A 26,235-nucleotide genomic window follows, 5' to 3' on the forward strand; every position below is an offset into this window, starting at 1 on the left:
TGAAATAGATCTTAGGTGCTCAAACACGATGGCTTTCAACTGCAGAGGGCAGTTTTTAGCCTTGACCCCAGAAGGGACGAGTTATGAAAAGTTTGCTTGAACGCCCAGACGACCAAGCAGGGCATGATGGCCATAGCCATGAGCATGACGGCATCTTTGGCATGAACACCGAACTGGTTTTCGCGCTGATCTGTGGTGCCCTTCTCGGTGCCGGTGCTCTCGCAGAACAGCTCGGGCTGATCGACAGGATGTCGCTAGTTCTGTACGTGTCTGCCTACGTTTTCGGTGGATGGTTTACCACCAAGGAAGCGATCAGCAACATCCGCCAGAAGCGATTCGAGATCGACACGCTGATGCTGCTCGCCGCCGCAGGGGCTGCGAGCATTGGCGCTTGGGCAGAGGGGGCGCTGCTCCTGTTCCTTTTCAGCTTGGGGCACTCCCTGGAAAGCTATGCGATGGGCAGGGCTAAGAAAGCCATCGAGGCGCTTTCTAAGCTCGCACCCACCACTGCAATGGTGCGAAGCACAGACGGCACGAATGAACTGCCTGTGGAGCTCCTCGTTCCAGGCGACGTTGTCATCGTGCGCCCAAATGATCGTCTGCCGGCCGATGGCTTTGTGGTCGCCGGGTTCTCAAGTATCAATCAGGCGCCAGTGACGGGTGAGAGCGTCCCCGTGGACAAACGGCCTGTCACCGATGCTGCGCTCGCTCGTAGCAAGCCAGATGCCGTGGATGCTGCTTCGAAAGTCTTCGCCGGCACCATCAATGGCGAAACCCTGATCGAGGTCGAGGTAACACGTCGCTCCACGGAAAGCACCCTGGCGCGGGTCATCAAAATGGTCAGTGAAGCCGAGGTTAGGAAGTCGCCGACACAGCGCTTCACCGACCGCTTCCAACGAGTGTTCGTTCCGTTGGTCCTGCTCCTGGTAGCAGCGCTGATGTGTGCCGGCATATTCATCGATGAGCCATTTCGTGATTCGTTCTACCGAGCGATGGCCGTCCTGGTCGCCGCAAGCCCATGTGCGCTTGCGATCGCAACACCCAGCGCCATTCTTTCCGGCATCGCCAGGGCTGCTAGAGGCGGAGTACTGATCAAGGGCGGTGCGCCGCTCGAAGAACTCGGCTCCTTGAATGCCATGGCTTTTGACAAAACCGGTACCCTGACCGAAGGACGCCCTCGCATCACCGATGTGATACCGCTAGCCGGTACTCAGGTTCAAGATCTGTTGGCCGTCGCCATCGCCGTGGAGTCGATGAGCGACCACCCACTCGCTGCGGCTATCGTGCGCGACGGCGAGGAGATGATTGGCACCAGGGACAAATCTCAGGTAATCAACCTGACGAACCTGGTTGGCCGCGGCGTGCGCGCTGAGGTGGATGGCCAGTTCGTCTGGATTGGTAAAGTCGAGATGTTCGGTACCGACGGCATTCCCACGCTCAGTAAGGCTGCCCTGGAGGCGGCGGAACGTCTGCGACAGTCGGGACGCACCACCATGGTGGTGCGCCGTGCTGACAAAGATCTGGGGGTTATCGGTTTGTTGGATACCCCACGAGAGGGCGCCAAGGAGGCACTCCAGAAACTCAGGGAGATGGGCATTGGTCGCATGATCATGATTTCGGGGGACCATAACCGCGTTGCTGAAGCCGTAGCCAGGCAAGTCGGCCTGGACGAGGCGTGGGGAGATCTGATGCCGGACGAGAAGGTTCAGGCGATCAAGAACCTGCGCCTCAGCTCTAAAGTTGCCATGGTTGGGGACGGCGTGAATGATGCGCCTGCCATGGCCCATTCGAGTGTCGGCATCGCTATGGGGGCTGCCGGCTCTGATGTCGCCTTGGAAACGGCTGACATCGCACTTATGGCAGACGACATCCGACAGCTTCCCTTCGCGGTCGGCCTAAGCCGTCACACCCGCTCGATCATCCGCCAGAACTTGTTCGTCAGTCTCGGGATTGTGGCCATTCTGGTGCCCTCTACCATCATGGGCTTGAGCATTGGCGCTGCCGTTGCTATTCATGAGGGCTCTACGCTTCTGGTTGTGTTTAATGCCTTGCGCTTGTTGGCCTACCGCAAAGAAGCTTGATCTTTGGTTCACACGGGCAAAAAAAGCCGGGAGCGCACTCATTGCTCCCGGCTTTTTTGCGCGACCTGTTGAGGGGATCAGAACACGTATTGGAGGCGAGTCACGAAGGCGTTGCCGCTGTCGTCGCCAACGGTGTTCTCGTTATTGTCGGTGCGCACATTGATGTAGTTGGCACTGACTTTCACCGCCTCATTGACGTACCAGTTCACGCCGACCGTGTGGCTTTTGGCTTTGCGCTCATCGGACTGATCCGCAGTGGCCACCAGGTTGCCGTCCTCGACCTTGATGTCGTCAAATCGGTAGAAGACTTCCCAGGCACCCAGCTCTTTGTCTTGTGGCTTGATGGTGTCGAACTTGGCACCGTCAAGCTTGTAGATGCGTGGCTCGCCGGTCAGGGTATACGCCATCTGGGCGTAGTAACCGGAAGCCTTCATGTCATTGTTGGCTCGGTCGGCTTTCAGTTTCCGGCGCAGGTATTCAGCTTGAACCGAGAATGGGCCAGTGGCCCAGGCACCCTCTAGCCCCCAGACCGAATCGTTGTCCCACAGGCCTTCTTGCGCTGCAGCGCCACCGAACAGCATACGGTTGCCGTTGGTGCCAGCATCACTGCCGCCGTTGGTATCTACGCCGCGAACACCCAGGCGCGAACGTACGCGGGTATCGACGGCGCTGTCCTTGAGGTCGCGATAGGCGTACTGGGCACCGACATGCAGGACGTTGCCATCAGAGTGCAGCGGTGCGAACACACCACGCACGTTGTAGCGCTTGGTGCTGTCGCCATCGGAGTTGTTGTTGGTCTCGCTGAAAACGCTACCTGACAGGTAGGCCATGTCAGCGATGGTGCTGGTGGCCTGTACACCCATACCGGCGTTGTCGTTGATCCATTCAGCCAAGTCGTAGGTGAGGTTTCGCTCCATGCCGGTTGTCCACTTCGAGCTGGTCGCTTTCTCAAGACCGAAATCGGTGTAGAACCGGCCGAAGCGCAGCTGGACCGGGGCGAAGCCGGTGTAGGTCAGGCTGGCTTCATCAAAGTAGCCATCGGAATCGTTGCCGGTGTTGCGGGACAGATCGTAGTTGATCTGGTATTTCCAGTCGCGGTACAGGGTGCCACCAAATTCGATATAGGCGCGGCGGAAGTAGGCCGCGTCGGCGGTGTCGCCGTTCTTGGTGTAGACACCATCGAATCGACCATAGTCGGCTTGAACCCGGCCACCCAGTTTGAAACTGAATTCCTTGTCAGTGGTGGAAAGTTCAAGACCGCCCTTGGTTTTGAGAACGAGGTCAGCTCCGTCAGTAGTCACTGTGCCGGAGAATGCTTGCGAGGAAAATGCGCCTACTATTGCAGCGGCCAACAGCTTTTCCCGCATGTTCGAAGAACGGATCATTGCTTGCCTCTCGTGTGTTAAGTACTTAGCAGCCGACGGATTATTTCGCCCTGCGCCGGCCTATATAGATCTTGCAGATTGGGGCAGGTCACAATCGTCACCCGCTGTAACAAGATGCCTGTGTTCTAAGTGCTCTGACTAGTTTGCAAGCAAAAATGACAGTTATGTTTCTGTAGTGTTAACGAGGGAGGTTTATAATCTAACAAATCTGTCAGCGAACAAGCCAATCCTTCTTGTCGAGGAAGCTTTTTTTGATCAGTCTTCGAATTTCCAAAACCTGCGGATGGCGTACAAAATTCGATTTGATAACAAGATAGACATCTTTTTCTTCCAGATCATCCAGGAAGCCCGGTACGGGTAAGATGTTCTTCTCCATTTTTCGACTATAATCTGGCAGTACACCGATGCACGCACCGCCAACGACAAGACCGCGGGATAAGTTATAGCTCTTAACCCGAGTGGTACCACCCTGGTGGTCAGCCACGATCGATGCCCACTTTTGTGAGCCGGCCAGAATCTCATCATCCCAAGGAACAACAAGCATGAAGTTGTGCAGATCCAGGCTATGCACGGGAAGCGTGACGCTTCTTGAGTAGCGGCTGGAAATGAACAATGCATGCCCAATCCGGCCAAGCTGTTCAAACCTGTAGTCAGGATGGCGACCCAAGACGTCTTCGTCATCGGGGCTCATGAAAATGATGCCGACATCGACTTCCCCCTCAGAGAGCATTCGGGGGGTGCACTCAGAGTGGATTTCCAGCTGCATTTCGGCATGGTCCCGTACATAGGCAACCAGATCACGGTTGACGATGTCGCTTAGCACTGGCTCGGTGATCGCCAGGGTAAGCCTGGGAATCTCCTTCTCGCCGTCCTTGCCAAGTCCGTCCGGGCCGAAGAGCTGGCATAGGTATTGGCTGACTCTTTCGCCTGTGCGGGTCAGGGCAAGCTTGTTGTGCTTGTACACAAACACGGGAGCACCCACATGCTCCTCCAGCTTCTCCAGGCGCTTTCGTAGTCCTACCACCGGAACATTAAGCCCCCGGGCCGCCTGTTTGAAACTCGCACATCGTGCTGTTGCGAAAAACTCTAACGCTAACTGATCATCAATTGGCAAATCATCCAATATGTCAGGACTGTAAGGAGCAGCGCCGCCTGTATGTGTTTCATTTTGTGTAACCATTTGATCCCCCTTGATCCGGGGAATTTATCTCAATGCTGTCCGGAATTTCCTTATTGTGTCAACATTGTAATGTGTAGGTCATGCATACGTTATGGGAGGTGCTGTTTTTCGAAAGCGTAATGTTCAGGCAATGTTTTTGATATTGTGGCGTGCTAGCCTGGTGCGCCAGCCTCACTGCCGATTATATGTAAATTTGATTGGCTGCGCGCTTGGACTTAATTCACTTTTTTTTCACCTTCGCCTCCATAGTCTTCGGGCATGAAAAATATAAGCCCGTCTCTTGTTGTCTTGCTGATTCGTTATCTTGGGGTCGGATTCATTGCTACGGGGGTTCACTATGCGGTGTTCCTGGCGCTGGTCACGACAGCGTTTGCTACTCCATTGCTGGCCAGTGTTTGTGGCGGCATGGTAGGCGCTATTGCAAGTTTTGTTGGTAATAGGGCGCTCTGCTTTGTGGCGGATGGTCCTCGTAAATTTCAGCCTGTTAGGTTTGCACTGGTCGGGCTGGCAACAAACTTCGGCAATGGTGTGGGGATGTGGTTCCTCATCAAGTCGAATCTGTCACCGCTTATCTCCCAAGTCCTAGTGACTGTAACGCTCACTGTATTTGGGTTCATTGCACACCGTTTCTGGACTTTCAATCATGCAGACATTGCATCGCTTTCCCGAGCGCCCTGATCCGTTGTTAACCATCGTGGTTCCCTGCTTTCAAGAAGAGGAGACCATTCCCGAGTTCCATCAGCGCATTACCAGTGTCGTAAGGTGTTTACCCGTCTCTTGCGAGATTCTCTACATCGATGATGGCAGCAATGATCGGACCGCGAACCTGCTGCGTGAGTACCAGGATGGCGCGGCCGTCCGCTGCCTGTTCCTGAGCCGCAATTTCGGCAAAGAGGCTGCACTGAGCGCAGGGATCGATCACGCCCGCGGCAGTGCATTGATTTTCATCGACGTCGACCTGCAGGACCCACCCGAGCTCATCCCAGCCATGGTGGACTTCTGGCAACGCGGCTACGACGTGGTGAACATGCAACGCAACCTGAGAATTGGTGATTCTTGGTTCAAACGCATGAGTGCCCGGGCCTACTACTGGGTCATGCAGCGCCTTGTGGAGAAGGTGGATCTTCCCGCTGATGTCAGTGACTTCCGGCTGATTGGACCGGCTCCATTGGCGGCTTTGCGGGCATTGGATGAGCGCTCCAGAATCCTCAAGGGCATGATCGGTTGGGTTGGCTTTCGCACTGTCGAACTGCCCTACAACCGCACGGTTCGTCATGCCGGAAGCAGCAAGTGGAATGCAGCCGGTCTGTTCAATTTGGCCATCGAAAGCATTGTCAGTTTCTCCCGCAAACCGCTGCGCATTTTCAGCCTCGTCAGCTTCGGCCTCTTCGTTTCCAGCTTCTGCTACATCCTTGCATCACTCCTGGCGGGCAGCTTCGACGTCCACCATTTACTCGTCGGCATGGCGTCTTTCATGTGCGTTGGTGTCGCCATTGTGGGGGAGTACCTGGGTGTGACACTCGCGGAAGTGAAGCGCCGGCCTCTCTATTTCCTGAAAAGCAGCAAGGCGGATACCGTGTCCCTCCACCCTTCGGTTTCTTCGATCGAGGGTAAGCAATGCTGAGTCTGAAAAACGAGCGGACGCTGTGGTGGATCCTGGGTTCGATTTTGCTTTTGCGTCTGTTGGGGTTGGGTATCTACCCACTGATGGACACGTCAGAAGCTCGCTACGCCGAGATGGCACGCAAGATGGTCGAGCTGAACGACTGGATCACGCCCATGTTCGACTACGGGGTGCCGTTCTGGGGTAAACCACCGCTGTCGTTCTGGACCCAGGCCGCAAGCATGACAGTCTTCGGCGTGAACGAGTTCGCGGCCCGATTCCCAGCCTGGCTGCTGCACCTGGCCAGCTGTTTCATCATCATCAAGCTCGGCACCCAGCAGATCTCGCGTAACGCGGGCATCTGGGCCGCCATCATCTTTTCCAGCACAACGCTTGGCCTGGTCTCCAGCGGCGTTGTGCTGACTGACCCTGTTCTGTCCTTCTCTATTTTGCTGGCCAGCTATGGGTTCTGGCGTTGGATGAAATGTGGCGACAGATCGAATGCTTACCTGATGTTCGCGGGCCTCGGCTTGGGCCTGCTTGCCAAGGGGCCGCTGACGTTGGTGCTGATGGGCACGCCGGCATTCATCTGGATCGTCATCTACAAGGAGTGGGGGCGGGTGCTGCGGCTTCCCTGGATGGGCGGCCTGATCCTCATGCTCGGGATATCAGTGCCGTGGTATGTCGCGGCTGAGATGAAAACGCCTGGATTCATGGAATACTTCTTCGTTGGTGAGCACTGGAGTCGATACGTCGTCAGTAACTGGGCAGGTGACCTCTACGGCAGCGCTCATGCCAAACCATACGGGACTATCTGGCTCCAATTAGGATTGGCGCTACTGCCGTGGGCCTTTTTCCTCCCGATGCTGATTCGCAGGCGTGAATCCATGCAGCGGTTTGAGGCCTACATCTGGCTTTGGGCTATGGCAACACCGGTGTTTTTCACGTTCGCTGGCAACATCCTGTGGACTTACCTGCTCCCGGCTTTGCCAGCCTGGGCGTTGCTTCTGTCTGGGCGGATCAGTGAGGCTGGTCCAAAGACCTCCCGGGCTGCCGTTACCAGCGCTTGGGTGCTGCCAGTCATCGGCGCCGGCATCATCTATGCCGGCGTGCTGGAGCAGAGGCCGCAGAACCAGCGCGATGTAGTTCAGGCCTGGCTGGATGTGCCGTCAGCTCAATCGGCTCCTCTGATCTACCCTGGCCGCCGCTCGTATTCGTCGGAGTTCTACAGTAGTGGGAAGTCCGAAAACATTCAGAACCCCGCGAAGTGGCCTCGTGATGGCTCGTTCTACCTGTCCAGGCGGCTGCGTGACAGCAGGGCTGAACTGCCTGCCGATCTGGGCTGCGTCAAGATCACCGAAGCGAACGCAAGCCAGCTGCTGCTGTGCCGTTGGAAAGGCGCCAAGCAAGGTGCAGAAGGTCTGGCTGGAGAGCGAGATGAGGAAACGCCTCGTACAAACGAAGGCTAAATCCCAGACACAAAAAAGCCAGGTTTTACCCTGGCTTTTTTGTCGATTGCTTTCGTCATTTGAATTCCTTTTTAACCACCGATTAATTATCGGCTTGATCCTTACCATCTTTGTTTTCTTTCTCTTGCTCTTGAGCGACTTGCTGTTTGTTCTGGTCCGAAGAGTCATCGCTCCATAGGCGAGCCTGTTCATTTCGGAAGTTTTCCTGGAACTGCTTCGCTCGCTCGTAGCCACCTTCAGCGTAAGCAGTACCCATGAGACCAAGCAGCAGGCTGCCAATAGCGATAGATTTGAAAAGTTTCATTGTATGCCTCGGTTCTTACTAGGCCTGCCTGACTGACGGCCTTTGTTGGTTTGTAGTTTAGGAACGCGAAGCTAACGGCAAGGTGAGTCAATAATTACAATTCCGTAATTTTTACGATCAACAGGATGCTTAAAATTTTCAAATCTGAAAGGATCATGTCTATCTCGGCATTGTCGAGGGCGACTGAGTGGTTCCTCTTTAATTACAATTTTGATATCTAGCGCGAAAATTCAGCGCGGTGTTGTAGGCCGCTCTAGGAGATAGCTATGAATGACATAGAGCCCTGGGCAGTTGCCATCGGTGACTTCCGTCGAAGCACAGAAAAACTCAATGCCCAGCTCGATGAGCTGGCTTCCCAGACGCGGTCCTGCTGCGCCGTGCTGGAAAAGTCTAACGATCTGGTGGAGCAAGTTGATGCTGCCGGCCGGCAGATTCAGGAGGAGGTGCGAAAGGCCGAGAAAGCGTGGTCGAATGCCGAAGCAGTCGCCTTGCGCGCTGCGGCAGAAGCGTATTCCGCTGCGTGTCGTGGCGTCGACACTGCCATACAACCGTTGATAACGGAGCTTGGCGCCGCGACAAAGTCGGCGAATGCGTCAATCTTGGAGCTGAAGCGTGCGCCTGTGCTGGCCAAGCGCTATGTGATGGTCGTGGCGACAGCCTTCTTCATCCTGGGACTGATTTGTGTCTACTCAACCATGCGCCTCATTGATGCCGCTGGCAGCGTGAGCGCTCAGGAAAAATTGAACGCCCAGTATTTCTCCCACCTGTGGCGGAACGCCAATGCAGAAGAGCAAAAAATCATGCAATCGGTAATGCTGCGGTCACCCATGGATCCTGTAGTCCTCAGACACTGAGGGATTGCAGTAAAACAGACAGGCCCGTCGATCGACGGGCCTTTTCAAGTCAGCTGGGATCAGGCAGCGGTGATTGCCGGCTGCTCTAGCTGAGCTTCTGGGAAGTGCAGGTGGAACCAGGTGAAGTTTTCCTCGGTCACCTCCACGCTCGCCGAGCCTTGATGCAGGCTCATGATCGACTGGACGATGGCCAGGCCAAGACCGGTACCCCCTTCGCTACGTGCTCGACTCTTATCCACACGGTAGAACCGCTCAAACAAATGCGCATGGTGTTCCTTGGCGATGCCGCGGCCCGGGTTGCCGACACTCAAGGTTGTTCCACTCGTGCCGTGTTGCACCTTCACGTAGACCGTGCGACCGCGAGGGCAGTAGCGGATGGCATTCGACACCAGGTTCGACACGGCTCGTTGAACCATCAGGCGGTTACCGCGCACCACATCATCACAGCCTGAAATCTGCAGCTGGATCTCGCCTTCCTCTGCCGAAATGCTGAAGAGATCGCACACTCTTTGAACCTCATCGACCAAGGACACGGGTTCGAATTCAACCATGGACGCCGGATGGCTAACCTGGGCCAGGAATAGCATGTCGGAAACCATGCGGCTCATGCGGTCCAGCTCTTCTGAGCACGACTCCAGCACGTCCCTGTACTCGGGAAGCGAGCGTTCTCTGGTCAGCGCAACCTGGGTTTTACCCATCAGGTTGGAAAGCGGCGCTCGCAGTTCGTGAGCAAGATCGTCTGAAAACTGCGAGAGCTGCTGAACGCCCTCATCCAAGCGAGCCAACATGATGTTGATACCATCGGCGAGCTCTTTAAGTTCTGCCGGCATCCCATCAGTGGGCAGGCGATGGTCGAGGCTCTCGGTGGAGATCTTCGAGGCGACCTTCAGGAATTTGGTTAGAGGCAGAAGACCTCTGCGGACGGTCCACCAGCCGATTGCGAGAATCAGCGCGATGATGAACGGGGAAATCATCAGGGCCCAGGTGAGCAGTGCATCGAGCAGGGCTTCATTGGACGACTGGTCCATCGTCATATATACGCTGACTTCGGTACCGTCGCCCAACTTCATGATGCGAGAAGCACTGAGCAAGGGACGGTCTTGAGTATCGCGCCACTCATGCTCCTTTGGCTGTGCGGCGGGTTGGAACTTGTGCACTTCCAAATTGACTTGCTTCGAGCCTATCGAAAGCAGTGGCGTTTGACTTTGTCCCGAAGCGAAGATGCTGACGTACAGGTTATTGTGGCCCATGACCAGGTCCACAAGCTGATGCGCGTCTGCGTTGACACCTGAGATTTCAGAAATGGTGGACAGGTTGTGAGCCATGCCAGCCATTTTCACTTCCAGGTCACTGCGGGCATTTCGTTCAAGCGCCTGACCCACCATCAGATAACCGAAGGTGGCGAACAGAAGCAGCAACGCTGCGCTCATCAACCCCACTTTTAATCCCAGCTTTGCAGCCAGGCTGAATGGCCTCATGCGCGTTCCTCAAAAACGTACCCAACGCCACGAAGCGTGTGAATGAGCTTGGTCTCAAACGGGTCATCGATTTTCGAGCGAAGACGCCGGATAGCGACATCGATGACGTTGGTGTCACAGTCAAAATTCATGTCCCAGACCAACGAGATGATCTGGGAACGAGTCAGCGCTTCGCCCGTCCTACTCATGAGTAGGTGCAGGAGCGCAAATTCCTTGGTGGTGAGATCGATGCGTGTGCCAGCGCGGAAAACTCGATGGCGCACGGAATCGAGTTCCAAGTCGGCAATTTTCAGCGAGCTTTTCTCGACTATTTCATCACCACGCCGCTGCAGCGAACGGATGCGAGCAAGCAGCTCTGGGAATTCAAAAGGCTTGACGAGGTAGTCGTCGGCGCCGCCATCTAACCCCTTGAGTTTGTCATTGATGCGCCCGCGGGCAGTCAGCATGATGATGCGGACCCGGCTGGTTTTCCTGATGGTTTCCAAAAGGTCCCATCCGTCGATACCTGGGAGGTTAACGTCCAGCAGTACCAACGAATAGACGTTAGTATTGAACAGATGCAGGGCGTCAACACCATTGTGCACGATATCTACGACATACCCGCTTTCGGATAGGCCCTGCTGAAGATATTCGGCAGTTTTAATTTCGTCTTCCACAACTAGAACGCGCATAACTTATCTCAAGGTGTGAGGAAGGGACTTGCCTAATCCGCTAAGACTATGGTTGCAGGCTGTTTGAAAGTTCGGCTGAGTGTATGGCATGTGGTATTCGCTACCTCTATCCATACGCCGAGGTCACCTGAGGACGCTTAAATCTTAACGCGAAGAAGCTGGCTACGGGGAAATCTTACAAATTTGTAATGTGACCGCAAGAATGCTGACAGTCAAGACGGCTTACCCTTCTGAGCTTAGCGGATTCTCTGGCTTGTAGCTGTTTTCAGCTCTCATGTCTGACAAGCCGATTCGGCCTGAAAGGGCAGTACTTCTGCCAAGCTGCTCTGAGTTTGCGCCGATCAATCCTTCAAGACCAAGCTTTGAGGGGTATAAAACCACCGATCGTTCGCCCTAGCCTAAACCGGCAAAAATGCTTGGCTGTTCATATTAGTTGGGCAAGGATAATTACATTACAATCTATTACATGTCCAAATTGTAATTTCACCATCATCTTGTCGTTAGCCGCCTTTGCTAGTTTAAGGGCAGCACACAGGCAGCGCTGCTTTGGAGTCGTGGTAATCCAAAGCAGCATGGTGGGAGTAACGAGAGCCTGCTCACGCCGATGCATTCACCTTGGAACCAGATGCTCCCTTGGTAAGGTGAATTTTAGCGCCCTGTCACGGGCGCTTTTTTATTAATGGTATTTTCATGAAAACAACTAGATACGCTATCGCCGTGTTCATGATTTTTTCATCACTAACAGCCAATGCGCAAAGCGGTATGGAGATCAATCAGCGAACCGAGCGTGCTGCTAGGGATGCTACAGCTGACTATGCGCAGAGTGTTAAAAAGCCAATGCCTGAGCTTGAGGACTACACCTACGGTATGAGTCTCGATATCGGTAAGTTGGTCTACGTTTCGCCCAGCGTGCGGTACTGCGGTAACCTGAGCAGTATGATGAGCTACGAGGACTCGAACGGTGAACTGCACATGGTTCGCTACCTTGTGAAAGGCGAGTGCATCAACAGCCGGTGAGCGGCAATAGATTGCCTCCCAATGGCTGGCTCATAACAGCTCGATGCCAAATCGACGTAGTAGTAAGGAAAAACCACCAAAACTTGCCATGGTGATGACAATGCTGGTGATGAGTGTCGGCCAGAAGCCCAACTTGGGCAGCAATGCGGGAAATGCGATAAACATCGGCAGCGTCGGAATCACATACCAGAGCGTGTACCAGGCATGGTTGGAGATCTTCTCCATGCTCTGGCTCTCCAGGTAAAGCCAGATCAGCGTCAAGACGGTGACCAAGGGCAGGGCGGCAACCAGGCCGCCCAGCTTGTCGCTGCGCTTTGCCAGCTCAGACACGAGAATCACTATTCCGGCGGTGACCAGGTACTTCGTGATGATCCAAGTCATCGCTGAACCTTCTGGAGGTAGTGGAGTGAATCTGGCGAGATCGCTCATCAGGAGCTTGCGAAGTGCTTCTGCCGGTGAGGCCTAACCTTCCCTGCCTTTCTTCTACACCACCCCCCCTCGGCGCGGTAGGTGGTGTAGGACTAGGTGATTACCGACCGATCAGTGCGACGGCGAAGGGGTGTTCTGGTGAAATGCTGTGCGCTCGATCTGAATGGTGCAGTGATGGATTTCAAACGCATCGCTGACTGCATCCACGACAGCTGCAAGCACAGCGTCCCCATCTGCTGAGTCCCGAATCACGACGTGCGACGTCATCACGTTGCTGCCGCTACTGACGGCCCAAACATGCAAGTCATGGACGTCCGTGACGCCGTCGACCTTGAAGATTGTGGACTCGATTGCCGCAATGTTGAGTCCCCGGGGTACACCCTCCATAAGTATCCCCAAGCTCTCGCGAAGCAGTTGCCAGGTCCTCGGCAGCACCCAAAGCCCGATCGCGACAGCGACAACCGTGTCGACCCAGGTCCAACCGGTAAAACGGATGATGAGGGCGGCAATGATCACGCCCAACGAGCCGAGCATGTCGCTCCAGACTTCGAGGTAGGCGCCTTTGATGTTGAGGCTCTCGTTGCTGGCAGATGCTAGCAGTCGCATCGAAATCAGGTTGATGATAAGGCCGGCAATCGCGATCCACATCATCGCTCCAGTGGCGATCTCCGCCGGCATAAAGAAGCGCTGGTAGGCCTCGTACAAGATGTACATCGCCACTAGGAAGAGCAGTACGGCGTTGAACGTTGAGGCCAAGATCTCCAGCCGCGCATAGCCAAAGGTTCTTTTTTGATCCGCCGGCCGCTTGGCAATTTGGAGCGCAATCAACGAAATTGCCAAGGCGGCGGTGTCGGTGAACATGTGGGACGCATCCGACAGCAGCGCCAGGCTGCCCGTAATCCATGCGCCGATCACTTCAGCGATCATGAAGCTGCCGGTCAGGGCCAATGCCATGACCAGTTTTTTCTGATGTCCCCCACGTACGGCGGCACTGCCATGATCATGATTCGATCCCACGTATTTCTCCTTGCGCAGGGTAGTGGTCGCGTTGGCTTTCCAGTGGGGCCGAGCGCTAGGTCGTGGCCTGGCCGCACTGGCTGCAGAATTTTGCTCCTGCAGTCAGAGAAGAGCCGCAGGCTGTGCAACCACTCGCTAGTGGTGTTCCGCAGTTTAGACAAAAGCGTGCAGATGGGGCGTTTGCGGTCTGGCAGTGCCTGCACGCCTGCAGATCTTTAAGTGGGGCTTGGGCTATTACGCGCCCATTGTCTGTCCTACGGCCATTTCCATCGCAGTTATGCTGCTGCTCATGGTGGCTATGCCGATCACTTCCATGCTCACCACCGTGGTGCTTGCCACCGCCGTGATTTCCACGGCCGTGGTGCCCGCCCAGGAAATTTTTGAAAAAGCGCATGGGGCTCGTCCCTCATCGACAGGTGATATAAACACGAGCAAAAGATGAAAGAAGTGTCTGCTCATGAGAATGACTTTTAAGTTTAAGTAAAAGTTCAAAATTAGCGTACGTCAAAACGAAACCAGATTGTTTGTGAAATTTAATTTAAGTCATTGGGTGGTACTGATAAATCAATGGTCGGACCTTTCTGAGCTTTTATCATAGCCTGAGCGGTTGCAATGAAAATAGTCATTGTCGAGATTCTGACAGCATTGTAATCACGAGGTCATCATGTCGTTATCGTGAGCCGGAAATAATGCGCCTAGCGAGAGCTTGTTTTTCATTTAATTCCTATGCCCCACACATCCTAAGCGTCCTGAAGTCACGGGTTCAAGGTCTCTGGAGCTCCCATGCCCGCATGCGCTCAGTATCTGTCGAGGGCTTGCCTGGCAGCTTCCTAGTACTCCATAGCCAGCGCCGTGGATGTACAGCCCTTCAGAGCTTTATGATGACACCTTCAAAATCCATTGTTCGTATCCTGTTAAGTAAATGGTTGTTTGTTATTCGCAATGCTCGACAGGAAGGCATTAGTACCAATTTGCTCGTCGGGCTAGTAACGCTCTGGCTGTTGCTGTTCGCGAATGCTGAGCTTTGGCGTGTGCTCTGGCGTTTGGTATTCAACACCGACGAAGTTAACTGGCTGCTCGCGGCGAGCTTGCCAATTGTAGTGTTCGTTTGGGTGTTTACCGTACTCAGCTTGCTGTCATGGGGACGGCTTGCCAAACCTCTGCTGTGCCTGGTCCTGATCAGTGCGGCTTTCGCCAGCTACTTCATGAGCACTTACGGCATCGTCATTGATTACACGATGTTCACCAACGTTGTGGAAACCGACGTCAGTGAGGTTTCCGAGCTGCTGAATTGGAAGCTTAGCCTCTGGGTGGCAATGGTAGGGGTATTGCCCATCTACGTAATCAGTCAGGTGCCCCTCCGTCGCAAGCCCTGGACCAAGGCGGTGGCTAGCAGGCTCATCGTCCTGTCGCTCGCCCTGGTCACCCTTGCGGGCATCGTGCTGAGCCAGTACCAGTCGTATGCCTCTTTGCTGCGCAACAATCGGGAGATCCGGCTCATCCTGATTCCGACCAACTTGTTTGCGGCCGGACATGGTTACCTGAAGCGCCAGTTGGCCACACCGAAAACGCTAACCGCTATCGGTACCGATGCTGTGGTGCCACAGCTCGGAGTGGCTCGCAAACCGAAACTGCTGGTACTGGCAATTGGGGAGACCGCGCGTTCCGCCAACTTCTCCCTCAACGGCTATTCCCGTGATACGAACCCTGAGCTGGAAAAGCGCAATGTCATCAGCTTCTCGAATGTGAGCTCTTGTGGCACCGCCACCGCAGTTTCGCTGCCGTGCATGTTCTTGGACGTCGGCAAAGACGAGTACAAGGACGGCTTGGCCAAAAGCCGAGAAGGGCTACTCGATGTGCTTCAGCGCGCAGGCATCAGCGTCATGTGGACTGATAACAACTCGGGCTGCAAAGGGGTCTGTGACCGGGTGCCTAATCGCAAGACTACCCTACGCACAGATGCTCAGTTGTGCACCAGCGACGAGTGTAAGGATGGGGTGCTGCTCTCGGAGATGGAGGACTTCATCAAGCGTCAGGAAGGCGATGCAGTCCTGGTGCTCCACTACAAAGGCAGTCACGGACCGGCCTACTACAAGCGCTACCCTCCGCAGTTCAAGAAATTCGAGCCGGTTTGTGAGACCAATGAACTGGACAAATGTAAGCAACAGGAGGTGATCAATGCCTACGACAACTCGATCCTCTATACCGACTACGTCACTGCAGGGCTGATTGATATCCTGGCCGCGAACAGCAAATTTGACACTGCGCTGATGTACGTTTCGGACCACGGGGAGTCGCTGGGGGAGGGCGGCCTTTACCTGCATGGGCTGCCCTATGCGATGGCCCCAGATGAGCAAACCAAGGTGCCATTGGTGCTCTGGATGTCTGACTCTCTCGCGAAGAGCGAACGCCTCAATGTGGGCTGCTTGAAAGCTCAGGCAAGCTCGCCACTGAGTCATGACAACCTTTTCCACACTGTACTCGGGATGATGAGCGTCCAGACATCCTCGTATCGCTCAGCCCTGGATTTTACGGCCCCGTGCAAGCCTTTGGCCGGTAGCACTTACTCAGGCCTCTAATGCTGCAAGGGGTGGGACACGTCGGGCTGCCAGCGCATCCTCGCCGGTTTGTTTTGACAGGTGTAAGAAGTTGGACTAACTACATAGCAGTACTCAACAACGCGAGCGGAAAAGGAAATTTTGCATGAGCATCAAGCCAGGCCCTAAACGTACCAACGAAGATGGCACACCGGACAAAAGGCAGCGAGTTACGCCTGAGAAGCAAAAGGAACACCCGGACTTGAGACCCCACAAGCATAAAAAGGGGGAGTAAGACAGAAAAGCAGCTCTCCGGAGCTGCTTTTTAATTGCATAACCAATAACCCAACAACATAGTCGATTTGCCGAAGCTGCCGCGTCACGAAGGAGTCTGAGTGATATCAGGGGTATCAAAAATTGGGTGATATGCGATCTGAAAAAAGTTCAGTCGACCGTGAAAACCTACGTTGAAGCTGCAAAGCCTACGGATGCGTGTGGGTGGGACAACTGCTCATAGAGCCTTTCCAGCTCGACGCACAATGCGCTGTGTCGGCTGGCGAATCCTTGTGGTTCTCTCATTCAGGTCACCTCGACAATGACCTTACCTGAGACTGGGCGAACAGAATGGTCGTTCCGTTCGAGTCCGGCTGTGATCTCTGGGATGTGAACTAGTCGAACCATCCCTCATCCGGATCGACCAGGTCTTCTGGAGGGCCACCGATCTGCAGTTCAATGACAGTTCCAGGAGCCGGCGCATCCCAGTCGACGATCACGAGGCGCCCTGCACCGTTGGCCGGGTCGTAGTCCAACAGGACACAGTCGTCATTCCACTGCTGTAAAGCCCAGCTTAGTTCATAGTGGCATGGGAACTGGTCCTGAGCCTGCTCGAGCTGAAACCATCCATGGCCGGAGCCCGCGCCCGGGAAGAACCTGCTGGGCAGGTTGCTCTCTTCGTCGTTGTTGTCGGCGCGGATGATCGTGAGTGTGATCATTGTTCCAGCTGTTCCTTGTCCTGCAAGGGCTGGGCGGCCAGGGCGTCAATGACCGACAGCAATGCGGTGCTGTCTACCGGACCCTCCAGTCGCACACTGCGCCCGGTCAGGCTGTCGGTGACCTCGAGAGTGGGCGTGGCGGCAATGCCGCGGCTCTTGGCCACGGCCAGCTGACGATCGACCTCTTCGGCGATGTCCTGGTTGTTGGCAGCGCAGGCGAATACATCCGGCTCGATATCGAGCGCCAGGTTGGCTCGATCCTTGTCGACCCCGACACCGTTGCCTCGCGTGTGCTGCAGTACCTGATCGATCGCTCTCCAGTACGCCGTCGCTCCGCCAAGGTAGCCTGCACACTGAACCAGGCGCGCTTCGAGGACTGCTGCCGCACCGTGGCCATCCAAGGGGAAGTGGTGCCAGGCGAGCTTCACATCCTCATTCTGGCCCACCCAACGCTTCAGCTCTGGTGTATACGCCCTGCAATACGGGCACTCGAGGTCTGCGTACTCGGTGACCGTCCACCTTGCTGTTTCAGACCCAAAGTACCAGGGGCCTGTCGCAGTTGCCTTTTCATTGACTTGCAAAAACGTCAGAAAGGCGACGACTGAAACCCCAAAAACCAGCCCTATCAGCATTGCGCCACGGAGTTCAACGGTCATGATCGTGCTCGCCTTTGGGGGAAGACTGGAGGCCCAATGTATGCCGGTGTATTGCATTGAGCAGGTCTGTCATCGCGCCTTCGGGTTGAGGGTGCTGGTGCAGCCACTCGTTTAGGGCGGTCTGAATCAGCGGCATGATGTCGCGACGATCGAGGGCGTTATTTTTGATCTGTTGCAGCTCATCAATGAGTACTGGGGCGCAAACCGACAGCGACTGGAGGGTGTCGTGGCCGGGGTCTTTGAGCAGCTGGGTCAGGCTATCAATGATGTTCTGGGTCAGGTTATTCATGACTCTCATGCCACGCGCTCCACGGCCTTCATTGGTTCGGGAAAGGTGATAGGGAAGGGAGTGATACCGCGTTTGCGGTCCAGGTCTGCGGCCACCTGCAGCGCGGCGTGTAATTCATCGCAGCCGAGTGCTTGCATGGTTTCGTAACGTTGCCGCTTCTCTTCTGGCTCGGTCATAGCCAAGGCAAGGCACAAGCTGGGGGGCACCACCCGGAACAGCATCTCGATCCGCTTGGCCAGGACGATGCCCTCTGTGAACTTGCCGTTCTCTTTCCTGGCCGAGAGCATCATCGTCTTTTGTGCCGGCGTGAGCTCACGGAAGCGGGCGATCTTCTCCACCTCGTCTGGTGGCATGTTCAGGCAGATCCACCACTCGATCATGTTCAACAGCGCCGATGCTTCTGGGGGGATGTCGTCGACGTTCTGGGTCGCCATCCAGTACCAGGCACCCAGTTTCCGCCACATCTTGGTGATCTTCACCGAGTACGGGGAGAGCAGTGGTACCTTCAATGGGATGTGGCCTTCATCGGTGAAGGCAATCAGTGGTCGCCCCTTGAACTGGTCCCGCTCTGCGATGTTGTTGATGGTGTTCAACAGCGAGATATAGGCGATGGCCATCTGGGCCTGGTAGCCCTCACGAGCATAGGTAGCCAGGTCGACGATCGTGATGTCAGCTTCCGGCCAGGCGGTACCAGGACGGTTGAACATCTCGGCCTCCGTGCCCATGGTGAACATCCCCATGGCCTCGGCCATCTCCATGAATCGGTTGCGCCGGCTTTCGGGGAGTTTGTCGTCGCTGGCCATCGTTTGGAGCGCTGCGCTGATGTCTTCAGTGAGGACCGGGCGGTTCTCGCTGACGCACAGTTCGGCCGCGTTGAGGATGCATTGGCGGATGGCACTGCGGTCCGCCCGCGTGAGTCGAGCATCCTCCTTCGATTCGCCGCCGGTGATCATCAAGCGCGCCGTGATCTCCAGCTCGCCCAGAATGTCCCGTTGCTCGTCCTCCATGCCTGCCAGTGCGTCGGCCAGGTGCTGGTCCGAAGCATCCACGTCCGAGGCATTCAAGACCTTCACGTGGTCCTTGTTTTTAACCAGTTGCACCGCGTCGACGAACGGGGCAAGGCTCACGCCGGCGCCGGGGGCGAGCCGTACTCGGTTGACGGTCAGACCGAGTCGCTTGGCGAAGTCACCCAGCAGGCCGAAGCTGTTGCCGGCTTCGATGATGAAGAGCCTTGGACGGTAGAGCGCGATGGCTTGCATGATCAGGTAGTTGGCTGTTGCAGACTTACCCGCACCGGTGGGCCCGAACAGGAACAAGTGGGCATTCATCTGACGGTCGAGTTTGTTCAATGGGTCGAAGGTCAGAGCTGCTCCTCCCCTGTTGGATAGGGTGAAGCCTGGGTTGCCTGTGCCAGTCGAACGTCCCCAGATGGGGGCCAGGTTGGCGATGTGTTGGGCGAACATGAGTTGGGTGTACCAATCCAGCGCCCGGCTTTCGCTGGGGTCGAAATTGCACGGTAACCAACGCAGGTAGCTGTTCAGGGGGGCTACCTCGTCCTGTGGCTGGACCGGCTGCATGCCGGCGCCCAAGAGCACGTTGCACAGGCTGGTCGTGCGCTCCTCGAGCACGGCCTTATTCTGGCCACGGAGGAAGAACGCAACACTCCCCCGATAGAGCTTGTGCTTGCGCCCAAGAATGGAGCGGGCCTTGTTAACGTCATCCCGAGTGTGGATGGACGCCTGGGTGTCCCCGATGGCCTTCCTGGACAGTTGTTCGAGATGCCCTTCAAGCAGATCCTGCGGGGTCGGCACCATCGTAATGCATAACACGGTGTCCTCCGGCAGTCGATCGAACAGCGAGTTCAACGAGTCTGCCTGCTTGGTCTCACCGGTCAGATGCCCGGTGAGGGGAGCATTCTTCAAGCGATCGAGCATCACCACTCGGTGCGGCATGCCGTCGAACGACCACAGTCCGTTCTTCACATCCGACAGAGGTTCGCGGAAGAACAGGTTTTCCGAGAAGTCGGTACCGCTGGCCACGGGAAGCTCTCCTTCCTCGAGCTCGCGTGGGGGGTGGCAGACCGTCTCGTAGAATCGACGGATATCACGATCGGTGGAACCCAGATGATCTGGGTATGGGTTAAACCAACCCACCAGCCAGCGCTTGATCGCGTGCCCATCCATGCGTTTGGTCGAGACGCCGGCGTTGGCCAGCGAACCTTTAAGGCGGTCGCAGATTGCTTTGAGGTAGGCGGCAGGCTCCTGTCCGCGGACTACGAGGTCCTGCTTCTTCACTCGGCGATACACGACCATGCGGACTTTCCGTGTTTGCCCGCGCCAGGGAAGATTGCTGACCGCCGTGTCGACGAATAAGCCACCTGGCTTGGAAATGGACTCCAGGTGGTGGCGGAACAGCGCGAGGTACAGCTCGGTGAACCCCGTGTTCTCTGCTCGTGGCTGAACGTAAGCACGGAGTTTCTGCAGATAATCATTCCAGTCGGTTTCGTCCTGGGCATAGAGCTGGACCACCCAGTGCGAACTCTCTAGCTCGTCGAAGCTGTCTTGCAGGACACCTTGCAACGCATCACGAGCGTTTTGAAGCCAATCGTCGGAGCGCCCCTCGGTGCCGATCGGGACCAGCTCGAAAAACGCAGCTCTGGAAACGCCATCCTCGAGGAGCATGGCCTCTTCCTCGGGCAGGTATTCCGCCCAGGGCAGCATGTCCACGAACGACGGGTTGACCTCGTACATACGCGACACGTCAGCTTTCGTCGCCGGCCGACGTTTAGGGTTTTGCCAGTCGATAGGGGAAGGGATGCCCAGCGACTCCAGACGGGCGATGTAACGGTCATTTGCGGCCTGGCGATCCTCCTCGGTGATAGCAGAGCTAGCCGGTGCGAGGCTGCCGTCAACGTGATCGTGATCGTGATCGGTGGTTGGCTGGCCAAGCACGGGCTCGATGGGTGTCGCAGGGACTTTGCCCAGCAGTTTGCTGATGAACTGCATCAGTATTCCTCCGTCCGCTCACCTGGCATGGCGTACTGCACACGTTGATACATCGGGAACACCGTGGTGTAGCCCGGGACAGGCACTGGATCTGAGCCAGCCAGGTGCGGAAATACGTACATGACCAGGTCAGGGTTAGGCAGCCGTTTGAACTGGCTGTAGATTTCGTTTTGAGGCGTGCGGGTAAAGGCGTCAGCTTCTGCTCGCTGGCGGGCCATTTGTGGCTCATCGAGTGGCCGGCGAAGCTCTTGGCGTGCATCCAGCAGCGTTCTGCTGCTGGAGCTGCCAGCACTGCCCCCCGAAGTGCCTTGCTGCCAGACATCCATCATGCTGGCTTCCCCATGGGGCAGTAGCTCGTCTTTGTCTGTCGTGCAACCGCCCAGGATGAGGGTCAGCACGAGCCAGGCCCCGGCCTGCAGGCGGGGCTTAGTCCAGGTTTGCAGATACATGGTTGGCTCCGGCGTTGTAATCGACCTTGCGGCCTTTGATCTCGTAGTCGATGGCCAGCTGCTGGTCCAGATGGACTGCCACCTTTGCCCCGGGCTGGACGTACACGGCAGCGAACGCTTCGCCATAAAGTTTGTTCATCCAGGAGCGGATATCGCTCACCCCGCCGGTGAGGATGGCGCCCATTGCAGAGTTTCCGGAGGAACCGGTGGTGCCGAAGGAGGTTCCCCCACTGCTGAAGGTCGTCGAGCTGTTCTGCTCATCAGCTTTCAGCAACTTGGCGATGCCGGCGCCTGCGGCGGTGACCAGGGATTGGTTGGTCAGGTACTCCTTGGCGTTGGAACGGCGCTCACCGGATATGCAAGGGATGCCATAAGAGTCGCTGATCCAGCCGAGCCCGCCTTGAATTGCAGGTTGACCATTGCTGCTGTTCTGGTTGTTGTTCTGGTTGCCGTTTGCCTCCTCGGCTGGGGCGGGGAAGGAGCGGATCGTGCCGTCGGCGAACACGAACGTCAGGCTGCGGACTTGTCCGCGCACGCACGACAACGTCCAGTCGCCCGAGGCAGTGCCGCTGGCGACGGCGCCCACCACGTCGGGTAGGTCGATGCCGTTGGCAGTCAGGTTGTCGGGGCCGATCATGACCTTGAACGGGAACGGGTCATTGACTGTGCCATCGATTGGGACTCGGCCAATCAGGGCAGACATGGCTACTGACCCCATCAGCGTGGAGTTCTGAGGCAGGGTGTAGGCTTTCCGGACCTGCTTGCGGGAGTCCTGGGGGGAGATCTCCGCCCCGACATTTTGGGCGGTGTTGGTGAGTACGGTCTGGCCTTTATCCAAGGTCTGGCCGAAGCTGGATGGGAAGTTGAAGCCGCTGGCCGTTTGGGCTGAACCAGGCTGGAGCGGCTTTCCACTTGCATCCAGTGCAGTGCCGTCGGTGGGCTCAACCCAGATGAGGTCCTTGGACTTCTGCCCCTGCTGGAAGCCCGCGCCATCCCCGGGCTGTACGCCCAGGCCGATGGGCATATCCTGCCCTCCAGCGTTTGAGCTGTTCTGGGACAGGTGGTCCAGCTGGCGTTGGAACTGATCGAGCAAGCCGTTACTTTGATTTTTGACCTGCTCCTGCAGCTCGTCTTTTGCACTATTCAGCTTGGAATCAACTTTGTCATCCATTCGCGACAGCCGAAGCTGCAGGTCCGAGTTCTGGTCCTTGAGCTGCTGGTTATCGGTCAAAACCTTGGCGATCTGCTCCTTCACTTCGCGGCTTTCAGCGACCACTGTTCGCAATGTGTCGGCAGGGGTATCACCATCGACCCCCAGCTTGCGGGCTGTATCGCCTCCAATGGTGATCGTCTCGTCCGCTGGAGCAGCGGCTTCATCTTTCTTGCCTCCTCCCTTGACCAACAGGAAGACGGCGACAAGCAGCACAGGGATGAGCAGGTACTTGAGGAGCGGATTACTTTTCAGACTGCTCACGGCGTCCTCCTTTCGGGTCGACCTGGCTGATCGAGGACGGCAGCAACGCATCCTTCAGGCCCTTGCCCTGGGTTACCAGGTAGAGGGTGGTGGTATCGCTGGCGTTGCCGCGGGCTCCTAGGTAAGGGTGCTGGAACGTCGCAGTCGTGAAATTGCCCATCAGCTCTGCAGGATTCATCGTCACTTGTTGTGCGCTGAGGTTGCGGAGTTTCACTGCTGTGACGTAGCTGTTGTCGAGGCGCCAAGCACCCAAGACTGAGGCCTCTACTGGTAACACAGGCAGCAGGGTGCTCAGGTCCAGGCGCCGATCGACCCGCACCTGAGTGATGCCGGCAACTGGCTCGACGGTGCGCAGGGGGGCGTACAGCATTTGGGCCGCATAGCGGGTGAGTGCCACTGGCGCCGGGGTTTCGTGACGCGGTGCCGGGGTTATCTCTTCTTCCTGCTCCGGCGCCGAGGATCTTCTGGCAGCGCTCCGTGCGGGGGCACTATCCCCGTAGTAGGTTGCCGGGGACGTGCCGGGAACGATCTTCGCAGGCTCGAGCTTGGCCTGTCCTTCAGCCGCTGGGGTGGCGGCAATGTCCACCAGCATGATTTCCCCGGTCGCGACATTCTGCAGTTGCAGTCGTGTCGGTGGGATCTCCTGGCTGGCCAGAAGGTACACGGCGCCTCCTGTGCTCTGAACGCGTAGCAAACCGGCCAGCTGCGGCGGCATGCCGACTCGCACGTTCTGGTCGACGAACACAATGCGCTCTTGCCCCACAACCAGTGGAATGGCCATGGGAATGCGGTCCCACTGCAGCAGCTCTACGGCTTTGACATCGGCTGCCGCGAGCAGGCCCAGGGCGAGGATGCATGCACGCAGTTTCATGGTTTCACCCCAGCAGCCTGCAGATCTACCTCGATGCGTTGCGGATTGGAGGCGTAGCAGTTCCACATCAGCCCGAACGGATTCTTCTCCGGGTTGACGTCGGCCCGGACGATGGACAGTGGATAACGGGTCATTGCACGTTTGACCCGCTCGCCGTTCACCGACTCGTCAGCGAGCAGATCCAGGTTGACCGTCCAGTCGTTGATTCCGATTTCTTCCACGCGCAGCACGCCAGGGTCGGTGAGGCCGTGACCAGGAATTTCCGACACGCTTCGTTCACGGCGGCGCAGCTCGCCCGAGTTACGACGCAGTTCGTAGTCCTTCTTCAGGTACTCCTGGCACCCAGGGGTCACATAAGAGGCCAACCGGGCGATGTTGTCCTGGTAGTCGTCGTCCCCGTTCTTCTCCCAGCGCTGCATCTGCTGGAAGATATAGAACCCGAATGCATACACGTTCTCCGGCGGTACCTCCCACCACTTCCGGGTGCTACCGGAGCGGAGGTCAGGGGGCACATGCACGGTTAGATCCTCTGGGGCTTTGTGCCAGCCGTAGAAGGCGAACGCGCTGACGATCCCGAGCACGATCACTGCGATTCGAAGGCTGAGGATGTGCGCCTGCTGAGCATTCACTCGTTTTCGATAACTCATGTAGATCCCTACTTTTCGGTGCGACGGCAGGTCCATGCGCCTTCTCGAGTGACCAGCTTGGTGTCACCCAGGAAAGGGAGGAAGGTGAAGTGCTGGGTCACGGTCAGCTGGAGCTGGCGGTAGAACCAGATGTCGGGCCGGCCGCGTTTCATCTTCCTCAGGATGCGGCTGGCCACCGTCAGACCCAATGCCCCACCGACCAGGGCGCAGGCGATGACCAGGGCGGGATTACCGAAGAGGAAGGCCACGGGAATGCCCACGACAAAGCCTGCACCGCCGCAGGCTGCCACGGTTCCCCACATCTCATCCGCAGTCAGCCCCCCCATCACCATTGGTTGCCGGTTGAGGTTGTGCGGTAGGAAATCCAAGGAGCCGTCTTTGAGGTATGAGACTTCAGCCATGTTGTCCTACTCGCTCAGAGGACGCCGGTCGCTTTGGTGACCATGTAGATCGCCACGCCAATCAGACAAGCCCCGACAACGGCGGTCAGCCCCAGGTCACGCCACTTTTTCTTGCCTTCATGGATCTCGTGGTAGGTGCCGTAGGCATGATGCGCAACGCCCAGCATGGCCCCACCGACGAAGATCAGGCCGAGCAGCATGAACCCGTCGTATGCGTAGTTCTGGAAGGTCTGCATCATGTTGGACCCTTCCCCACGGGTGGGAGCTTGGGCACCAGGCAGGGCGGCGCTAGCCAGCATAGGGGTCGAGGCCAGCGCGATCGCGAGCCCCCTGATGAAGGTTTTTAAGCGCTGAGGTTGCGACATGCTTTAACTCCTAATGATTCAGCTAAGTACGAGTAGGGAAAGAATCATGATCAGCGTGATCACGCGGACGGCAGATGACGCCGCGATCCCACGGTCGATGTTTGTGGTAGCCCAGCCGCGATAGATGCTGTAGAGGGCCCATGCCCCCCAGAGCAACGACAGCGCGATGATGAAACCCAGGAACAGCGTTGAGCTGGCTTGGGGCGTGGTACCGCTGGCGGCGTTGAAGGCGGCGAGTTGTGCTCCGCTCATGCTCATGGCATCCGCCCGCCCGTGAGGGTGTATTTACCCGCGAGCTCTGCCGGATCCCGTGGCTGTGCGCGACTGGGGGTCAGGTACTCCTGCAGCCCCTGACGAACGCGCTGAATGTCCCCGGCCAGACGCTCGTAATCGAAGTAGTAGCGCTGACCTGGCTCGCTGGCGACGGTGGCGCTGCGCCGTGCGGAGTCCTCCAGCGCATTGAGCTGGCGAACCATGACCTCGATGTTGGCCTGCTCGGACGCCCCGGCCGCATGGGCTGAGGGGGAGAACAGCACGCTGCCAGTGACGCTGATCAGCGCGCCAAGCAGGATTCGGCGTGGAGATGCAAAGGAAGTGTTAGACGTGTTCACGGCTGGGCTCTGGCAAGGCTGACGTATGGCCATCAGGATGCCGAGACAGGCCATTCAGCCGCCTCAAGAAATACTTATCTGGTCGCCGTAGAATTTTTTCTTTGAACCAGTCACCCTCTGGATGAGGACTTTCAGTAGCTTCCGACCGCCTCGCACTGCGGCCGGGATGCGTGCCAGGGAGAAGGGCATACGAAGAATGCTGATCGATCGAGGGTGGTATGCCGCGACAGAACAAGAACTCACCGGCATTTGAAACCTGGGTGACCGACTTTCTCGGTGCCCGATTCCAAGATGAGGGGTGCTACGACAAGGCCGTTCTCGCCGCTGAGCTGCTGGAGCATCGGCGAGAAGTCAGCTCTGCTGAGTTGGTGGAAATGGTCAGAAGAGCCAACGCGATGCTGGCCCGCCTGCCGGGTCATGAGCTGGGTGATTGAGCAGTCCATAGCCCAG

29 protein-coding genes are annotated in these 26,235 nt (G+C 56.8%); 9 read left to right on the forward strand and 20 right to left on the reverse strand.

What is annotated here, in order from left to right; all coding sequences use genetic code 11:
• Positions 1–83 precede the first annotated feature (83 nt).
• On the forward strand, positions 84–2,081 hold the full coding sequence (locus tag RTH46_RS08820) for a heavy metal translocating P-type ATPase (RefSeq protein WP_316905452.1): 1,998 nt from the start codon (positions 84–86) through the stop codon (positions 2,079–2,081).
• A gap of 77 nt (positions 2,082–2,158) precedes the next feature.
• Here the strand turns inward: RTH46_RS08820 and RTH46_RS08825 are convergent, their stop codons facing one another.
• The gene (locus RTH46_RS08825; RefSeq protein ID WP_410478555.1) at positions 2,159–3,448 is read right to left on the reverse strand and encodes an OprO/OprP family phosphate-selective porin; all 1,290 of its coding nucleotides are present in this window, start codon (positions 3,446–3,448) and stop codon (positions 2,159–2,161) included.
• Between the two features lie 229 nt (positions 3,449–3,677).
• Positions 3,678–4,646 (reverse strand): LysR family transcriptional regulator, encoded by a 969-nt coding sequence (locus tag RTH46_RS08830; RefSeq protein WP_316905454.1) that lies wholly within the window; start codon positions 4,644–4,646, stop codon positions 3,678–3,680.
• A 258-nt stretch (positions 4,647–4,904) separates the two neighbouring features.
• On the opposite strand from RTH46_RS08830, the gene RTH46_RS08835 reads away from it, so the two are divergent.
• Genes RTH46_RS08835 through RTH46_RS08845 form a run of 3 tightly spaced genes read left to right on the forward strand, consistent with a single transcriptional unit; the run spans position 4,905 to position 7,718 of the window.
• Entirely contained in the window at positions 4,905–5,324 is a 420-nt protein-coding gene (locus tag RTH46_RS08835) for a GtrA family protein (protein ID WP_316905455.1), read from the forward strand.
• Positions 5,290–6,270: a glycosyltransferase family 2 protein gene (locus RTH46_RS08840; protein ID WP_316905456.1), complete on the forward strand. Its 981-nt coding sequence runs from the start codon at positions 5,290–5,292 to the stop codon at positions 6,268–6,270. The genes RTH46_RS08835 and RTH46_RS08840 overlap by 35 nt, the downstream gene beginning before the upstream one ends.
• Positions 6,264–7,718, forward strand: a complete 1,455-nt coding sequence (locus RTH46_RS08845; RefSeq protein WP_316905457.1) for a glycosyltransferase family 39 protein — start codon at positions 6,264–6,266, stop codon at positions 7,716–7,718. Before RTH46_RS08840 ends, RTH46_RS08845 begins: the two co-directional genes overlap by 7 nt.
• Before the next feature lie 82 nt (positions 7,719–7,800).
• On the opposite strand, the gene RTH46_RS08850 is transcribed toward RTH46_RS08845, so the two are convergent.
• Positions 7,801–8,022: a hypothetical protein gene (locus tag RTH46_RS08850; protein ID WP_316905458.1), complete on the reverse strand. Its 222-nt coding sequence runs from the start codon at positions 8,020–8,022 to the stop codon at positions 7,801–7,803.
• 266 nt (positions 8,023–8,288) lie between these two features.
• Between RTH46_RS08850 and RTH46_RS08855 the strand changes: the two genes are divergently transcribed.
• Positions 8,289–8,876, forward strand: coding sequence for a hypothetical protein (locus tag RTH46_RS08855; protein WP_316905459.1), 588 nt, complete (start codon positions 8,289–8,291; stop codon positions 8,874–8,876).
• Between the two features lie 59 nt (positions 8,877–8,935).
• On the opposite strand, the gene RTH46_RS08860 is transcribed toward RTH46_RS08855, so the two are convergent.
• Together RTH46_RS08860 and RTH46_RS08865 are read right to left on the reverse strand one after the other, a co-directional pair.
• The gene (locus tag RTH46_RS08860; RefSeq protein WP_316905460.1) at positions 8,936–10,354 is read right to left on the reverse strand and encodes a heavy metal sensor histidine kinase; all 1,419 of its coding nucleotides are present in this window, start codon (positions 10,352–10,354) and stop codon (positions 8,936–8,938) included.
• Positions 10,351–11,025 (reverse strand): heavy metal response regulator transcription factor, encoded by a 675-nt coding sequence (locus RTH46_RS08865; protein WP_232882447.1) that lies wholly within the window; start codon positions 11,023–11,025, stop codon positions 10,351–10,353. Before RTH46_RS08865 ends, RTH46_RS08860 begins: the two co-directional genes overlap by 4 nt.
• A gap of 690 nt (positions 11,026–11,715) precedes the next feature.
• Between RTH46_RS08865 and RTH46_RS08870 the strand changes: the two genes are divergently transcribed.
• Positions 11,716–12,042, forward strand: a complete 327-nt coding sequence (locus RTH46_RS08870; RefSeq protein WP_232882446.1) for a DUF2790 domain-containing protein — start codon at positions 11,716–11,718, stop codon at positions 12,040–12,042.
• Positions 12,043–12,072: 30 nt separating this feature from the next.
• Here RTH46_RS08870 and RTH46_RS08875 read toward each other — a convergent pair whose 3' ends face one another.
• The 3 genes from RTH46_RS08875 to RTH46_RS08885 all read right to left on the reverse strand — a co-directional run bounded on the left by RTH46_RS08875 (position 12,073) and on the right by RTH46_RS08885 (position 13,723).
• On the reverse strand, positions 12,073–12,423 hold the full coding sequence (locus RTH46_RS08875; RefSeq protein WP_316905461.1) for a DUF3147 family protein: 351 nt from the start codon (positions 12,421–12,423) through the stop codon (positions 12,073–12,075).
• Between the two features lie 159 nt (positions 12,424–12,582).
• Positions 12,583–13,488 (reverse strand): cation diffusion facilitator family transporter, encoded by a 906-nt coding sequence (locus tag RTH46_RS08880; RefSeq protein WP_316905462.1) that lies wholly within the window; start codon positions 13,486–13,488, stop codon positions 12,583–12,585.
• Between the two features lie 55 nt (positions 13,489–13,543).
• A complete protein-coding gene (locus RTH46_RS08885; protein ID WP_316905513.1) occupies positions 13,544–13,723 on the reverse strand; it encodes a zinc-ribbon domain-containing protein in 180 nt (59 codons plus the stop codon).
• Between RTH46_RS08885 and RTH46_RS08890 the strand changes: the two genes are divergently transcribed.
• Positions 13,682–13,930: a hypothetical protein gene (locus RTH46_RS08890; RefSeq protein ID WP_316905463.1), complete on the forward strand. Its 249-nt coding sequence runs from the start codon at positions 13,682–13,684 to the stop codon at positions 13,928–13,930. The two genes, RTH46_RS08885 and RTH46_RS08890, sit on opposite strands and share 42 nt — an antisense overlap.
• 439 nt (positions 13,931–14,369) lie before the next feature.
• Complete coding sequence (locus RTH46_RS08895; protein ID WP_316905464.1) at positions 14,370–16,067, forward strand: phosphoethanolamine--lipid A transferase; 1,698 nt, start codon at positions 14,370–14,372, stop codon at positions 16,065–16,067.
• Positions 16,068–16,693: 626 nt separating this feature from the next.
• Here RTH46_RS08895 and RTH46_RS08900 read toward each other — a convergent pair.
• From RTH46_RS08900 to RTH46_RS08955, 12 genes are read right to left on the reverse strand one after another with little or no spacing between them, the layout of a single operon-like run.
• Positions 16,694–17,017, reverse strand: a complete 324-nt coding sequence (locus tag RTH46_RS08900) for a hypothetical protein (protein ID WP_316905465.1) — start codon at positions 17,015–17,017, stop codon at positions 16,694–16,696.
• Positions 17,014–17,673: a DsbA family protein gene (locus tag RTH46_RS08905; RefSeq protein WP_316905466.1), complete on the reverse strand. Its 660-nt coding sequence runs from the start codon at positions 17,671–17,673 to the stop codon at positions 17,014–17,016. Before RTH46_RS08905 ends, RTH46_RS08900 begins: the two co-directional genes overlap by 4 nt.
• Positions 17,663–17,971, reverse strand: coding sequence for a hypothetical protein (locus tag RTH46_RS08910; protein ID WP_316905467.1), 309 nt, complete (start codon positions 17,969–17,971; stop codon positions 17,663–17,665). Before RTH46_RS08910 ends, RTH46_RS08905 begins: the two co-directional genes overlap by 11 nt.
• Entirely contained in the window at positions 17,968–20,967 is a 3,000-nt protein-coding gene (locus RTH46_RS08915) for a conjugative transfer ATPase (RefSeq protein ID WP_316905468.1), read from the reverse strand. The genes RTH46_RS08910 and RTH46_RS08915 overlap by 4 nt, the downstream gene beginning before the upstream one ends.
• Positions 20,967–21,416, reverse strand: a complete 450-nt coding sequence (locus RTH46_RS08920) for a TIGR03751 family conjugal transfer lipoprotein (RefSeq protein ID WP_316905469.1) — start codon at positions 21,414–21,416, stop codon at positions 20,967–20,969. The genes RTH46_RS08915 and RTH46_RS08920 overlap by 1 nt, the downstream gene beginning before the upstream one ends.
• Positions 21,394–22,890, reverse strand: a complete 1,497-nt coding sequence (locus RTH46_RS08925; protein ID WP_316905470.1) for a TIGR03752 family integrating conjugative element protein — start codon at positions 22,888–22,890, stop codon at positions 21,394–21,396. The genes RTH46_RS08920 and RTH46_RS08925 overlap by 23 nt, the downstream gene beginning before the upstream one ends.
• Positions 22,871–23,761, reverse strand: a complete 891-nt coding sequence (locus RTH46_RS08930) for a TIGR03749 family integrating conjugative element protein (protein ID WP_316905471.1) — start codon at positions 23,759–23,761, stop codon at positions 22,871–22,873. The genes RTH46_RS08925 and RTH46_RS08930 overlap by 20 nt, the downstream gene beginning before the upstream one ends.
• Positions 23,758–24,408 carry a PFL_4703 family integrating conjugative element protein gene (locus tag RTH46_RS08935; protein ID WP_316905514.1) on the reverse strand — a complete coding sequence of 217 codons (651 nt, stop codon included), beginning with the start codon at positions 24,406–24,408 and terminating at the stop codon, positions 23,758–23,760. The genes RTH46_RS08930 and RTH46_RS08935 overlap by 4 nt, the downstream gene beginning before the upstream one ends.
• 8 nt (positions 24,409–24,416) lie before the next feature.
• Positions 24,417–24,809 (reverse strand): TIGR03750 family conjugal transfer protein, encoded by a 393-nt coding sequence (locus RTH46_RS08940; RefSeq protein ID WP_316905472.1) that lies wholly within the window; start codon positions 24,807–24,809, stop codon positions 24,417–24,419.
• A 14-nt stretch (positions 24,810–24,823) separates the two neighbouring features.
• A complete protein-coding gene (locus tag RTH46_RS08945) occupies positions 24,824–25,174 on the reverse strand; it encodes a TIGR03745 family integrating conjugative element membrane protein (RefSeq protein WP_316905473.1) in 351 nt (116 codons plus the stop codon).
• A gap of 18 nt (positions 25,175–25,192) precedes the next feature.
• The gene (locus RTH46_RS08950; RefSeq protein WP_410478551.1) at positions 25,193–25,426 is read right to left on the reverse strand and encodes a TIGR03758 family integrating conjugative element protein; all 234 of its coding nucleotides are present in this window, start codon (positions 25,424–25,426) and stop codon (positions 25,193–25,195) included.
• Positions 25,427–25,428: 2 nt separating this feature from the next.
• On the reverse strand, positions 25,429–25,818 hold the full coding sequence (locus tag RTH46_RS08955) for an RAQPRD family integrative conjugative element protein (RefSeq protein ID WP_316905515.1): 390 nt from the start codon (positions 25,816–25,818) through the stop codon (positions 25,429–25,431).
• 185 nt (positions 25,819–26,003) lie between these two features.
• Here RTH46_RS08955 and RTH46_RS08960 point away from each other — a divergent pair, with 185 nt between their 5' ends.
• Positions 26,004–26,219, forward strand: coding sequence for a hypothetical protein (locus tag RTH46_RS08960; RefSeq protein WP_316905475.1), 216 nt, complete (start codon positions 26,004–26,006; stop codon positions 26,217–26,219).
• The last annotated feature ends 16 nt before the right edge of the window (positions 26,220–26,235 follow it).

The organism is Pseudomonas sp. zfem004 (genome assembly GCF_032621715.1).
Lineage (GTDB): Bacteria > Pseudomonadota > Gammaproteobacteria > Pseudomonadales > Pseudomonadaceae > Aquipseudomonas > Aquipseudomonas sichuanensis.